The organism is Aeromonas sp. XH (assembly GCF_033348475.1).
GTDB classification, from domain to species: domain Bacteria; phylum Pseudomonadota; class Gammaproteobacteria; order Enterobacterales; family Aeromonadaceae; genus Aeromonas; species Aeromonas sanarellii.
Genome location: NZ_CP137630.1, coordinates 243420 through 256765, shown reverse-complemented (window position 1 = coordinate 256765; position 13346 = coordinate 243420). Strand labels below are relative to the sequence as shown.

Annotated in this window: 10 protein-coding genes; 2 read left to right on the top strand and 8 right to left on the bottom strand. The window is 63.1% G+C overall.

Annotated features, from left to right (window positions below):
• Positions 1-3: 3 nt before the first annotated feature.
• Positions 4-465 (bottom strand): transcriptional regulator AsnC, encoded by a 462-nt coding sequence (asnC, locus tag R2B70_RS01130; RefSeq protein ID WP_202043249.1) that lies wholly within the window; start codon positions 463-465, stop codon positions 4-6.
• A 153-nt stretch (positions 466-618) separates the two neighbouring features.
• On the opposite strand from asnC, the gene asnA reads away from it, so the two are divergent.
• Complete coding sequence (gene asnA / locus R2B70_RS01125) at positions 619-1611, top strand: aspartate--ammonia ligase (protein WP_318162437.1); 993 nt, start codon at positions 619-621, stop codon at positions 1609-1611.
• A gap of 205 nt (positions 1612-1816) precedes the next feature.
• Here asnA and R2B70_RS01120 read toward each other — a convergent pair whose 3' ends face one another.
• The 4 genes from R2B70_RS01120 to rluD all read right to left on the bottom strand — a co-directional run bounded on the left by R2B70_RS01120 (position 1817) and on the right by rluD (position 7283).
• Positions 1817-2641: an MBL fold metallo-hydrolase gene (locus R2B70_RS01120; protein ID WP_318162436.1), complete on the bottom strand. Its 825-nt coding sequence runs from the start codon at positions 2639-2641 to the stop codon at positions 1817-1819.
• A 60-nt stretch (positions 2642-2701) separates the two neighbouring features.
• Positions 2702-5275, bottom strand: a complete 2574-nt coding sequence (gene clpB, locus R2B70_RS01115) for an ATP-dependent chaperone ClpB (RefSeq protein ID WP_042078787.1) — start codon at positions 5273-5275, stop codon at positions 2702-2704.
• A 171-nt stretch (positions 5276-5446) separates the two neighbouring features.
• On the bottom strand, positions 5447-6184 hold the full coding sequence (gene pgeF / locus R2B70_RS01110; protein ID WP_318162435.1) for a peptidoglycan editing factor PgeF: 738 nt from the start codon (positions 6182-6184) through the stop codon (positions 5447-5449).
• A gap of 118 nt (positions 6185-6302) precedes the next feature.
• Positions 6303-7283 carry a 23S rRNA pseudouridine(1911/1915/1917) synthase RluD gene (gene rluD, locus R2B70_RS01105; protein WP_042078785.1) on the bottom strand — a complete coding sequence of 327 codons (981 nt, stop codon included), beginning with the start codon at positions 7281-7283 and terminating at the stop codon, positions 6303-6305.
• A 116-nt stretch (positions 7284-7399) separates the two neighbouring features.
• Here rluD and R2B70_RS01100 point away from each other — a divergent pair, with 116 nt between their 5' ends.
• Positions 7400-8155 (top strand): outer membrane protein assembly factor BamD, encoded by a 756-nt coding sequence (locus R2B70_RS01100; RefSeq protein WP_042078784.1) that lies wholly within the window; start codon positions 7400-7402, stop codon positions 8153-8155.
• A gap of 75 nt (positions 8156-8230) precedes the next feature.
• Here the strand turns inward: R2B70_RS01100 and R2B70_RS01095 are convergent, their stop codons facing one another.
• The 3 genes from R2B70_RS01095 to pntA all read right to left on the bottom strand — a co-directional run bounded on the left by R2B70_RS01095 (position 8231) and on the right by pntA (position 12867).
• Positions 8231-9523 (bottom strand): serine dehydratase subunit alpha family protein, encoded by a 1293-nt coding sequence (locus R2B70_RS01095; protein WP_216991484.1) that lies wholly within the window; start codon positions 9521-9523, stop codon positions 8231-8233.
• A gap of 321 nt (positions 9524-9844) precedes the next feature.
• Positions 9845-11329 carry a Re/Si-specific NAD(P)(+) transhydrogenase subunit beta gene (gene pntB, locus R2B70_RS01090; RefSeq protein WP_216991483.1) on the bottom strand — a complete coding sequence of 495 codons (1485 nt, stop codon included), beginning with the start codon at positions 11327-11329 and terminating at the stop codon, positions 9845-9847.
• Between the two features lie 11 nt (positions 11330-11340).
• Entirely contained in the window at positions 11341-12867 is a 1527-nt protein-coding gene (gene pntA, locus R2B70_RS01085) for a Re/Si-specific NAD(P)(+) transhydrogenase subunit alpha (protein WP_318162434.1), read from the bottom strand.
• Positions 12868-13346: the final 479 nt, after the last annotated feature.

The following is a 13346-nucleotide window of genomic DNA, read 5'->3' as shown; positions in this document are numbered from 1 at the left end:
TGATCAGGGCTTCACGTCTCTCAATATCGGGTTCTGCAGCGAGATCAGGGTTTCGGTGGACTGGATCTCGTCTATGGTCTGGATCTTGTGGATCAGCACGGTCTGCAGCTCGTCGATGGAGCGGGTCATCACCTTCATGAAGATGCTGTAGTGGCCCGTGGTGTAATAGGCCTCCACCACCTCGTCCAGGGCCTGCAGCTTGGCCAGGGCCGAGGGATAGTCCTTGGCGCTCTTCAGATTGATGCCGATAAAGCAGCAGACGTCGTAGCCCAGCTTCTTGGGGTTCACCTGCACCCGCGTTCCCTCGATGATCCCCGCCTGCTTCATCTTCTCCACCCGCACGTGGATGGTGCCCGGGCTGACCGCCAGTTGCTTGGCCAGTTCGGCGTAAGGGAGCCGCGCATTCTCCATCAGGGCGGTGAGGATGGCCTGATCGAGATTATCGATCCGATAATTTTCCGACACTTTTTTGCACTCCCGTTGACGATATCTCAGTAACATACCGGATATTTTGAACAAAAAAATGCGTAAAGCCTATTTCTATTATCGAATATTGAATTTAGTGCGCAATCTGTTGAAGAATCGCCACATCCAACGGGTTTGAAACAGGTATTCAGCATGAAACAGCACTACATTCGCAGCCAACAACAGATCAGCTTCGTCAAAGAGATGTTCTCCCGCCAGCTCGCCCTGCAACTTGGGCTGATGGAGGTACAAGCCCCCATCCTGAGCCGGGTCGGTGATGGCACTCAGGACAACCTGTCCGGCCACGAGAATGCGGTGCAGGTGAAGGTGAAGACACTCCCCGGACACAGCTACGAAGTGGTGCACTCCCTTGCCAAGTGGAAGCGCCAGACCCTGGGCCGCTTCGGTTTCGGCCCGGGTGAAGGCATCTACACCCACATGAAGGCGCTGCGCCCGGACGAGGACAGGCTCACCCCCATCCACTCCGTCTACGTGGATCAGTGGGACTGGGAGAAGGTTATGCCGAGCGAGCGCCGGGATCTCGCCTATCTGCAGGAGACGGTGCGCGGCATCTGGTCCGCCATCAAGGCCACCGAGCGGGCGGTCTGCGCCGAGCACGAGCTGACCCCCTTCCTGCCGGCGGAGATCCAGTTCCTGCACAGCGAAGAGTTGCTGACCCGTTACCCGGATCTCGACGCCAAGGGGCGCGAGCGCGCCATCGCCAAGGAGCTGGGGGCCGTGTTCCTCATCGGCATCGGCGGCGACCTGTCCCACGGCGAGCGCCACGACGTGCGTGCCCCGGACTACGACGACTGGAGCAGCGAGAGCGAACTCGGCCTGGCCGGTCTGAACGGCGACATCCTGGTGTGGAACCCGGTGCTGCAGGACAGCTTCGAGATCTCCTCCATGGGGATCCGGGTCGACGCCGAGGCGCTGCGCCGTCAGCTCGCCCTCACCGGCGACGAGGATCGCCTGCAGTACGACTGGCACCAGGATCTGCTGGCGGAGCGGATGCCGCAAACCATAGGCGGCGGCATCGGCCAATCCCGTCTCGCCATGCTGCTGCTGCAAAAAGAGCATATCGGTCAGGTACAGGTCGGCGTCTGGCCGGCCGAGATGAAGGAGCGCATCCCCGGCATGCTGTAACGAACGGATGGCGCCCGGCGGCATGCCCGCCGGACGCCAGCAAGTGTGGCAGTGCGGACTGAGCGAGCGCAGTCCGGACAGGCTGTAAGCAGGAGGCCATCTTCGACGGCCCTCTGCGAAAACGGGGCTTGCCCCTGCGACCCGCTCGACCCACGCCAGGTCGCATTGAATACATTCCTCCCGGCAATCTTCGGATTGCCGTTTTTTATGTCGGAAAACTGTACTCGAAACCGGCCCCGATCGGGTGCTGACGCGGCAGTCTCGCCTTTCTGCTGCCGGTACAGTGGCAGGCAAACAGCTTCTCCACCGCTTCCTCTTCCAAATAGGCGCCGAGCGTCGCCGCCCGCTGCGGACCGGAAAACTTCAGATGCAGGCCGCCGATGACGGCGTGGATCCGCTCCTCGCCACACACCTCCCTGGCCCGCGCTATGATGTTCTCGACCCCGGCGTGACCGCAGCCGATAAAGACGATAAGACCTTTGGAACTCTTATAGGCCAGCGCCGAGTCATCGCTGATAAGGTCTTTCTCCACCCGTCCGCCCCGCACTATGTAGCCGAGCAGCGAGGGGGCGGCCCTGTCGCGCCGCACAATGCTGCCGAGGAACACCAGACGATCAGAGATCCACACCGGATCGGCCGAGCAGTGGGGGAGCAAACCTTTGGCCGCCAGCGACTCCTGAGCCAGCTCCACCGACAGGCGATAGAGGTTGCATCGCCAGAAGGGGATTGGCAGGAAGTAGCCCCGCTCATTGAACACATCCGGACAGGCGATCAGCGGGATGGGCGTGGCATAGCGGGGCAGCGAGCCGACCCCGCCCACATGGTCGTAATGACCGTGGGAGAGCACCACGTGGGTGAGGGAGGCGAGATCGATCCCCATCACGGTGGCGTTGTGACGCAAAGCCCGGCCACGGCCGCTGTCGAACAGCACCCTGAGGCCGTCGCACTCCAGCAGCAGCGCCAATCCCCGCTCGGGCAGACAGCCTGGCCGATAAACATCGTCATCCACCAGCACGGAAAAGGTGAGCATCAGATTTTCCCTCAAAACAAAACGCAGGCACTGAGCCTGCGTTTTTTATCGACCAACCGGTTACTGGGTCATGGTGAGACCGTTGCTGTCCGCCCCGAGCAGCAGCCGCTTGCCGGGGATGACCCGACCCGAGAGCAGTGCCTGGGCCAGCGGGTTCTCCACCTTGTGCTGAATGGCCCGCTTGAGGGGCCGCGCCCCGTAGACGGGGTCGAAGCCCGCGTGCACCAGCTTGGTCAGCAGCTCCTCGCTCACCTCCACCTCGAAGCCCTGGGACTCCAGGCGACTCATCAGGCTCTTGAGCTGGATACGGGCGATGGACTTGATGTGCTCCTCGCCGAGCGGGTGGAACACCACGGTCTCGTCGATCCGGTTGATGAACTCCGGCCGGAAGCTGCGGGTCAGCACCTCCATCAGCATGGCCTTCATCTCGTCGTAATCCTTCTCGGAGTGGTGCTCCTGAATGAGATCCGAACCGAGGTTGGAGGTCATGATGACCACGGTGTTGCGGAAGTCCACGGTGCGGCCCTGACCATCGGTCAGGCGGCCGTCGTCCAGCACCTGCAACAGGATGTTGAACACGTCCGGGTGGGCCTTCTCCACTTCGTCCAGCAGGATCACCGAGTAGGGGCGACGGCGCACCGCCTCGGTCAGATAACCGCCTTCCTCGTAACCCACGTATCCCGGAGGCGCCCCCACCAGACGGGCCACGCTGTGCTTCTCCATGAATTCGGACATGTCGATGCGCACCATGGCGTCCTGGGTGTCGAACAGGAACTCCGCCAGCGCCTTGCACAGCTCGGTCTTGCCCACCCCGGTGGGGCCCAGGAACAGGAAGGAGCCGATGGGGCGGTTCGGGTCGGACAGCCCGGCACGGGAGCGACGAATGGCGTTGGAGACGGCGTCCACCGCCTCCTCCTGGCCGATCACCCGGCTGTGCAGCTGATCTTCCATCCGCAGCAGCTTCTCCCGCTCCCCCTCCAGCATCCGCGCCACCGGAATGCCGGTCCAGCGCGCCAGGACGTCTGCAATCTCCACGTCGGTGACCCGGTTGCGCAGCAGGCTGGTCTCCTGCATCTCCGCCTGGGTGGCGAGGTCGAGCTGTTTCTCAAGCTCGGGGATGCGGCCATACTGCAGCTCGGACATTCGGCCCAAGTCGCCTGCGCGACGCGCCACCTCGAGATCCTGACGGGCCTGCTCCAGCGCCGCCTTGATGTGCTGGGTACCGGCGAGGGCGGCCTTCTCGGCCTTCCACACCTCTTCCAGCTCGTTGTATTCCCGCTCTTTTTCACTCAGCTCCTGATTGAGCAGATCGAGGCGCTTGCGGCTGGCGTCATCGTCCTCCTTCATCAGCGCCTGCTGCTCCAGCTTGAGCTGGATGATGCGTCGCTCGAGCCGGTCCAGGGATTCCGGCTTGGAGTCGATCTGGAGCCGGATGCTGGCCGCCGCCTCGTCGATGAGGTCGATGGCCTTGTCCGGCAGCTGGCGATCGGCTATGTAGCGGTGGGACAGCTGGGCCGCCGCGACGATGGCGGGGTCGGTGATCTGCACATGGTGGTGCAGCTCGTAGCGCTCCTTCAGGCCACGCAGGATGGCGATGGTGTCCTCTACCGAGGGCTCCTCCACCAACACCTTCTGGAAGCGGCGCTCCAGGGCGGCATCCTTCTCCACATACTGGCGATACTCATCGAGGGTGGTGGCGCCGACGCAGTGCAGCTCGCCACGGGCCAGGGCGGGTTTGAGCATGTTGCCCGCGTCCATGGCCCCCTCGCCCTTGCCGGCGCCGACCATGGTGTGCAGCTCGTCCACGAACAGGATGACGTTGCCCTCCTCCTTGGCCAGATCGCTGAGCACCGCCTTGAGCCGCTCCTCGAACTCGCCGCGATACTTGGCCCCGGCCACCAGGGCCCCCATGTCGAGGGAGAGCACCCGCTTGTTCTTGAGCCCTTCCGGCACCTCGCCGTTGATGATGCGCTGGGCCAGCCCCTCGACGATGGCAGTCTTGCCGACGCCAGGGGCGCCGATCAGCACAGGGTTGTTCTTGGTGCGGCGTTGCAGCACCTGGATGGTGCGGCGGATCTCGTCATCCCGGCCGATCACCGGGTCGAGCTTGCCGAGCTCGGCCCGCTCGGTGAGATCTATGGTGTACTTCTCCAGCGCCTGGCGGTTCTCCTCGGCGTTGGCATCCTCCACCTTCTTGCCGCCGCGCACCTTGTCGATGGCCGCGTCGAGTTTTTCCTTGGTCAGTCCCTGGGCGCGCAGCAGCTCGCCGAGGGTCCCCTTCTCGTCCAGGGCCGCCAGCACGAACAGCTCGGACGAGATGAACTGATCCTTGCGCTGCTGGGCCAGCTTGTCGCAGACGTTGAGCAACCGGCCGAGGCCGTTGGAGAGCTGCACGTCCCCCTCCACGCCGCTGACGCGGGGCAGGCGATCCAGCTCCTCACCGAGGCGCGAGCGCAGGGCATTGATGTCGAGCCCGGTCAGGGCGAGCAACGGACGAATGGAGCCGCCGTCCTGATTGAGCAGGGCGCTCATCAGGTGGACGGGTTCGATGAATTGGTGGTCACGACCCAGTGCAAGGGACTGGGCATCGGAAATGGCAATCTGGAATTTGCTGGTCAGGCGATCGAGGCGCATTGCACTCCCCCTTCAAGACAGACGCCGCTTGCGCGGCAAACAACATAACTTTCTGAGATGAAAGATGAGGCCCGTACGGGCTATTTCAAGGGGCAGGCCTGGTTATTTTTTCTGCAAGGCGGGAAGGAGGCAGCATCCCCCGCCCGGCAAGATGCAGGGCGGGGGAAGAGGTTAGGGAGCCAGCCAGACGATGGAGGCCATGCGACCGGTCTGGCCATCGCGGCGGTAGGAGTAGAAACGCTCGGAATCGCTGAAGGTGCAGTGCTCGCCGCCATAAACGGCGGTGACGCCGGCACGGGCGAGGCGCAGCCGGGCCAGCTGATAGATATCCGCCAGCCATTTCCCTTCGCTGGACGAAGGGACGAACGCAGCCGCCGCTTCCGCCTGCTCCGCCATAAAGGCGTCGCGCACCTCGCCGCCCACCTCAAAGGCCGTGGGGCCTATGGCCGGGCCCAGCCAGGCCAGGATCTCGCCCGGCTCGCAGCCCATGGCCGCGATGCTCTCCTCCAGCACGCCCCCCTGCAGCCCGCGCCAGCCGGCATGGGCCGCCGCCACTACGGTGCCGGCCCGATCGCAGAACAGCACCGGCAGGCAGTCGGCGGTCATCACTATGCAGGCCAGCCCGGCCTCGCGGACACAGGCCGCATCGGCCTCCGGCGTCCCCCCATACTCGCGACTCACGGGATGCACGGCGGTGCCATGCACCTGGTTGAGCCAGTTGAGGGGGCCGGGGACCCCTGCGGCCTGTTGCAGCAAGGTGCGGTTGGCCTCGACCCTGGCCGGCTCGTCTCCCACGTGAGCCCCCAGGTTGAGGCCGGCAAAGACTCCCTCGCTCAGGCCCCCGTTTCGGGTGGTCGACAGGGCCCTGACATTGCCCGGCGCGGGCCAGTCGGGTTCGATCCAGTTCATCTGTGGCTCCTTTCGGTCATATGAAAGCGGGGCCCCTTGGCTGCAACCAGTCAAGGGGCCCCGTGTCAGATCATGCAGGGCAGGTTGCGGCAGGAATAGTCGCAGAACTGCCGCTGTCTCAGTTCCAGACCAGATCGTCCGGGTTGGCCAGGGTATCCGCCCGCAGCACCTCCATCAGATCCACCATGTCCTGCGGCGTGGGGGAGTGCCACTCCATCACCTCACCCGTGATGGGGTGGGCCAGCTTCAGCATGGTGGCGTGCAGTGCCTGGCGATGGAAGTTGCGCAGGGCCTCGGTCAGCTCTGGGGTGGCGTTGCGCAGCAGACGCAGACGGCCGCCGTAGGCGGGATCCCCCACCAGGGGATGCTTGATGTGGGCCATGTGCACGCGGATCTGGTGGGTTCGACCGGTCTCCAGCCGCAGCCGCAGGCGGGTGTGACCACGGAATTTCTCGTGCACCCGGTAGTGGGTGACGGACTCGCGCCCATTGGGCACCACGGCCATGTGGGTACGCTGGGTTGGATGACGGCCGATGGGGGCATCGACGGTGCCGCCCGCAGTCATGTGACCGATGGCGATGGCCTCGTACTCACGGGTGATCTGGCGCGCCTGCAGCGCCTCCACCAGGTGGGTCTGGGCCGGAATGGTCTTGGCGACCACCATCAGACCGGTGGTGTCCTTGTCCAGACGGTGCACTATGCCGGCACGAGGCACCTCGGCGATGCCGGGGTAGCGGTGCAGCAGGGCGTTGAGCACTGTGCCGTCCGGCGTGCCGGCACCCGGGTGGACCACCAGGCCGGCCGGCTTGTCGATCACCAGGATGTGTTCGTCTTCATAGACGATGTTGAGCTCGATGTTCTGGGCATCCCAGCGGGTGTCGTCTGCCAGTTCCACATTCACATGCACCTGCTGCCCGGCCACCACTTTCTCGCGCGGGGTATTGGCAACCTGACCGTCCAGGGTCACTCTGTCCTGTAAAATCCACTCCTTGATGCGGGTGCGGGAGTAGTCGGGAAACAATTCGGCCAGGGCCTGGTCGAGTCGCTGCCCGAATTGGTGATCCTGAAATTCGCCTGTCAGTTCAATATGCTGGCTCATGTATGGTCTCTTGAGCGGGGGTATCAATTCGAAATAATCCGGGTATTCTAGCTTTTCTTTTAGCCAAGCATAACGGATACTTTGCCAATTTCGTGGAAATGGACCGGATGTTGTTGATGGGAAAGAAGTCTCACCTGCTGATGTCGCTCGCCTTGGTTGCCACCCTGATCACTGGCTGTTCCAGCACCAAACCCAAGGTTCCCGACGAACCGCCGGAAGTCCTGTACCATAAAGCCCGGCTCAAGCTGGATGCAGGCAACTACCTGAATGCCATCGAGTTGCTGGAGGCGCTGGATTCCCGCTACCCGTTCGGTGCCTATTCCAACCAGGTGCAACTCGACCTCATCTACGCCTACTACAAGCAGGACGACACCGCCCAGGCGGTCGCCAACATCGACCGTTTCATCCGCCTCAATCCGGCGCACAAGAACATCGATTACGTCTTTTACATGCGCGGTCTGACCAACATGGCGGCAGACTACAACTTCTTCCAGGACTTCCTGGGCATCGATCGGGATGACAAGGACCCCTCCTACGCCCGTCAGGCCTTCCAGGACTTCAAGACCCTGCTGCAGAACTACCCCAACAGCCAGTATGCGGCCGACGCCCGCGCCCGCATGATCGGCCTGAAGAACCGCCTCGCCCGTTACGACCTGGGGGTGGCCGAGTACTACGTCAAGCGTGACGCCCTGATCGCCGCCGCCAACCGCGCCAAGCTGGTCGTCGAGACCTACCCCGACACGGCGGAAACCGAGAAGGCGCTGGAGATCATGGTCAACGCCTACGACACCCTCAAGATGCCGACCCTGGCCCGCCACGCCCGCGAAGTGCTGGCCAAGAACTACCCGGACAATCGCCTCGGCCGCGGCTGAGCGTTCAACGGACAATGAAAAAACCGGAGCCACTGGCTCCGGTTTTTTTATGGGTCTATGCCGGCTTGCGGCTCGTCAGCTGGCCTTGCCCTGCTGCTTGGCCCGCATGATGTTGATGATCTCGATGTCGGTGTCCAGCATCCCCTGCTTGGAGAGACGCCCCAGGTTGGCGATGGTCTGATCCACGTCGTCGGAGACGATCCCCTCGCTCTGGGGCACCCGCAGGTTGTTGATGGCCATCAGGGACGACTTCACCGCCGCCGAGGTGGAGGTGGAGACCTTCATGGAGCAGGCGCTGCCGGCGCCGTCGCAGATGATGCCGGAGACGTCGCCAATCATGTTGTTGATGCAGTGGCTGATCTGCTCGAACTGGCCGCCGAGCAGCCAGGTGATGGCGGCCCCCGATCCCATGGCGGCGGTGCTGGCGGCGCACAGGGCGGAGAGCTTGTTCTGGTACATCTTGATGTAGATGGCCACCAGGTGGCTCATCACCAGGGCGCGGGCCAGCTGCTCATCATCGGCCTCGAGGAAACGGGCGGCGGCCACCACCGGCATGGTGGCGGCGATGCCCTGGTTGCCGGAACCCGAGTTCGACATGGCGGGCAGCATGGCGCCGTCCATCCGCGCATCGGAGGCGGCGGAGGAGAGGCGCATGGCCAGGGTCATCAGATCGTCGGACAGCAGCTTGCGCTCCACCTGTTCGGTCAGGATCTTGCCGATGCGCAGGCCATAGCCCTGCAGCCCCTCGTCCGCCAGCGCCTGGTTCATGCTGGCCGCCTCGCGAATGAAATCGATCTCGGCCAGGGGCGCCTGCAGGGCGAAGTCGACGATCTCCCGCAGGGTCATGGCGGGCTTGTCAGACCTGGCGGGCTGGATCTGCACGCCCGGGGCGCTGTCCTGCGCCAGCAGCACCTCGCCATCCTTCTCCATCAGCACGATGCGGGTGTGGTCGGTGCAGATCACCACCCGGGCGCTGTGGCCGTCCACCTCTGCCAGCACCTCGGCGTAGAGCACGTCAGGCACGTCCTTCACATCCACCTGGATCATGGGCAGCAGCGCCTTGGCGGCCTCCACCTGGGCCGGCGTCAGGGCCTTGAGTACCTCCAGCCCGGCGTCCGGGTTGCCCCCCGTGAGGCCGACGGCCGCCGCCACCGGCAGGCCTATCATGCCGGTACCCGGCACCCCCACCCCCATGCCGTTCTTGAACAGGTTGCCGCTGACCCAGACGCTGATGCGGGTCGGCACCTGCCCCAGCAGCCTGCGGCAGTTGGCCGCCGCCAGGGCCACCGACATGGGTTCGGTGCAGCCCAGGGCCGGCACCACTTCACGCTTGAGCAGGGTAATAAAGTCGGTCCATTGTGCTTTCATCTGTGGTTTCTCTGGTTCACTGTACCGCGGTCATCCCATGACGGTGTCGGGTCACGCCTCGGGGTGGCCCGCCGGGCCACCCTGTTCATGCAACTTAATTTGATTCTAACGGGGCGGATATCAAATAAAATTGAGCCCGCTCCCCTTTTTGCCGCCATTATGCCTTCCCGCAGGGGCAAGGTCACCGGATTGCTGCGCTGCCGCCGGCACGCGCGCCCCGCCATCCCGGCGAATCTCTTTGCCATCAATGCCTTGGCCCCGGTAAAAAACAGGCAATAAAAAAGGAGGCCGAAGCCTCCTCTTGTCTCATCCCATCGACCCTTAGAGCGCCTTCAGGATGGCCTCGACGCTGGCCTTGGCATCGCCAAACAGCATCTGGGTGTTCTCCTTGAAGAACAGCGGGTTCTGGACCCCGGCGTAGCCGGTGTTCATGGAGCGCTTGAAGCCGATGACGTTCTGCGCCTTCCACACTTCCAGCACCGGCATGCCGGCGATGGGGCTGCCCGGATCTTCCATGGCGGCCGGGTTGACGGTGTCGTTCGCACCGATCACCAGCACCACGTCGGTATCGCCGAAGTCCTCGTTGATCTCGTCCATTTCCAGCACGATGTCATAGGGGACCTTGGCTTCCGCCAGCAGCACGTTCATGTGACCAGGCAGACGACCGGCCACCGGGTGGATACCGAAGCGCACCTTGACGCCGCGCTCACGCAGTTTGTGGGTGATCTCGGCCACCGGATACTGCGCCTGCGCCACCGCCATGCCGTAGCCCGGGGTGATGATGACGGAGTGGGCGTTCTTCAGCATGTCGGCCACGTCTTCCGCGTTGGTCTCGCGGTATTCGCCCAGCTCCTGCTCGGCGGTGGAGGCCACGCCGTCGGAGCCGAAGCCACCGGCGATCACGGAGATGAAGGAGCGGTTCATCGCCTTGCACATGATGTAGGAGAGGATGGCACCGGAGGAACCCACCAGGGCACCGGTGACGATCAGCAGGTCATTGGAGAGCATGAAGCCCGCCGCCGCCGCCGCCCAACCGGAGTAGGAGTTCAGCATGGAGACCACCACCGGCATGTCGGCGCCGCCGATGGAGGCCACCAGGTGCCAGCCGAAGGCGAAGGCGATCAGAGTCATCACCAGCAGGGCGAAGGTGGAGCCACCGGCGTTGACGAAGTGGATCATCAGCGCGAAGGAGACCACCACGGCCAGCAGGTTCAGCTTGTGACGATGGGGCAGCATCAGCGGCTTGGAAGAGATGAGGCCACGCAGCTTGCCGAACGCCACCACGGAACCGGTGAAGGTCACGGCACCGATGAAGACGCCCAGGAACACTTCCACCAAGTGGATGTTCAGCATGGCGCCGGAGAGGTGCTCGACCTGGGCGACGCTGGCCGCCTGCTCGAACGCCGCCCGGGCGGCTGCCAGGGTCGCATCCAGGTTGGAACCGACGGAGACCACCACTTCAGCGGGGGCGGAGGGGTGCAGATCGATGAAGCTGTTGAAGCCCACCAGCACCGCTGCCATGCCCACGAAGCTGTGCAGCACGGCCACCAGCTCGGGCATCTCAGTCATCTCGACCTTGAGGGCCAGACGCACGCCGATGGCGCCACCGATGGCCATGGCCAGGATGATCCAGTGGACGCCACTGGTTTCCGGGTTGAAGACGGTGGCGAGCAGGGCGATGGCCATGCCCGCGATACCGAACAGGTTGCCATGCTTGGCCGTCTCTTGCTTCGACAGTCCCGCGAGACTGAGGATGAAGAGCACGGCGGCAACGATATAGGATGCTGTTACCAGTCCTTGAGACACGTTAAACCCCCTTAATCCTTACGGAACATCTTCAGCATGCGCTGAGTGACGGTGAAGCCACCGAAGATGTTGATACTGGCAATCAGCACGGCGACAAAGGCCAGCACGGTGACCAGGGTCGACCCTTGTCCAATCTGCAACAGCGCACCGACGACGATGATGCCGGAGATGGCATTGGTGACCGACATCAGCGGCGTGTGCAGGGCGTGAGAGACGTTCCACACCACGTAGTAACCGACCACGCAGGCCAGGATGAAGACGGTGAAGTGGGAGAGGAAGGCGGCAGGCGCCACGGCGGCCACCCAACCGAAGGCGGCGATGCCGAGGGCACCGAACACGAACTTCTTGTTGGAGGGCTTGCTCTCTTCTTTCTTGGCGGCCGGTTTGGCGGCAGCGGGCTTCTGCGGGGCGGCAGAGACGGAGATGGCGGGGGGCGGGAAGGTCACTTCACCGGCCTGGATCACCGTCATGTTGCGCTGCACCACGTCTTCGAAGTCGATGGCGACGTTGCCGTCCTTCTCCTTGCACATCAGCTTCATCAGGTTGACCAGGTTGGTGCCGTAGAGCTGGGAGGATTGGGCAGGCAGGCGGCCCGGCAGATCGGTGTAACCGATCACCTTGACGCCGTTGTCGGTGACATGCAGTTCACCCGGTACCGTGTATTCGCAGTTGCCGCCGGCCTGGGCCGCCATGTCCACGATGACGGAGCCCGGCTTCATGCTGTCCACCATCTCCTTGGTGATCAGCTTGGGTGCCGGCTTGCCCGGGATCAGGGCGGTAGTGATGATGATGTCCACTTCCTTGGCCTGCTGGGCGAACAGCTCCATCTCGGCCTTGATGAACTCTTCGCTCATCACCTTGGCGTAACCGTCGCTGGATGCGCCATCTTCGCCGCCGAAGTCCAGCTTGAGGAATTCCCCACCCATGGACTCGATCTGCTCGGCGACTTCCAGACGGGTATCGAAGGCACGCACGATGGCACCGAGGGAACCGGCGGTCCCGATGGCGGCCAGACCGGCCACACCGGCACCGATGACCAGCACCTTGGCGGGCGGCACTTTACCGGCGGCGGTGATCTGGCCGGTGAAGAAGCGACCGAACTGGTGTGCGGCTTCCACCACGGCGCGATAGCCACCGATGTTGGCCATGGAAGAGAGGGCGTCCAGGGACTGGGCACGGGAGATCCGCGGCACCATGTCCATCGCCATCACATTGATGTTGCGCTCGGAAAGCTTCTTGACCAGCTCGGGGTTCTGGGCGGGCCAGATGAAGCTCACCAGGGTGGCACCATCCTTAATTTGTGCGATTTCGGCCTCGGTCGGCGCGTTGACCTTGAAGACAAGGTCGGCTTGCCAGACGTTCGGTACCACGCTGGCACCGGCAGCCTCGAAGGCGGCATCATCGAAGCTGGCTCGCAGGCCGGCACCGGCCTCGATGGCAACCTCGAAGCCGAGCTTTTTCAGCTGCTCGACAGTGGCCGGGGTCGCTGCGACCCGGGTCTCACCGGCGAGACTCTCTCTCGGTATTCCAATCTGCATGACTATTCCCTGATGGTTAATAAACAATCATTGCCCAGTCTCTCATGTCTGAGGGGACAAGGCATGATCAAAGTGCAGGTCACGGGCCCTTTGTTATGAAAATCAGCAGGCTTCACCTCGACCTCCTGTCACGGTCAGGCCCCCGCTTTTCAGGCGCGAGGGTGATTAGTATCAAATTTTGGAGTTTTATTACAACCACGGCCCCGGACGGTCGGGTACAGAATTCAACCCATCCCGGCGCACGATTAAAAAAAACAAACCAAATTAGGGGCTTATACCAGCAAAAAGCGCCAAAAAAAGTGATCCAACCAGTCAAAAAAAATGTTTGGGCCGCTCTCTACCTTAGCGTTTTTTGTTCTTATGAAATCTGCCATTGGCTCATCTGATGAGATGAAAAGGGAAAAAGTAACCATTTTGCAACGATCAGGGGGCCGCTGCCCCGCCATCCGGCGGAGTCGGGCCCCCTGGTACAACCGGAC

What these genes read in the sequence shown, in the direction of transcription:
- asnA (WP_318162437.1), top strand. Translation starts at nt 619, where the DNA reads ATGAAACAGCACTACATTCGCAGCCAACAACAGATCAGCTTCGTCAAA.
- R2B70_RS01120 (WP_318162436.1), bottom strand. Translation starts at nt 2,641, where the DNA reads ATGCTCACCTTTTCCGTGCTGGTGGATGACGATGTTTATCGGCCAGGC.
- clpB (WP_042078787.1), bottom strand. Translation starts at nt 5,275, where the DNA reads ATGCGCCTCGATCGCCTGACCAGCAAATTCCAGATTGCCATTTCCGAT.
- pgeF (WP_318162435.1), bottom strand. Translation starts at nt 6,184, where the DNA reads ATGAACTGGATCGAACCCGACTGGCCCGCGCCGGGCAATGTCAGGGCC.
- rluD (WP_042078785.1), bottom strand. Translation starts at nt 7,283, where the DNA reads ATGAGCCAGCATATTGAACTGACAGGCGAATTTCAGGATCACCAATTC.
- R2B70_RS01100 (WP_042078784.1), top strand. Translation starts at nt 7,400, where the DNA reads ATGGGAAAGAAGTCTCACCTGCTGATGTCGCTCGCCTTGGTTGCCACC.
- R2B70_RS01095 (WP_216991484.1), bottom strand. Translation starts at nt 9,523, where the DNA reads ATGAAAGCACAATGGACCGACTTTATTACCCTGCTCAAGCGTGAAGTG.
- pntA (WP_318162434.1), bottom strand. Translation starts at nt 12,867, where the DNA reads ATGCAGATTGGAATACCGAGAGAGAGTCTCGCCGGTGAGACCCGGGTC.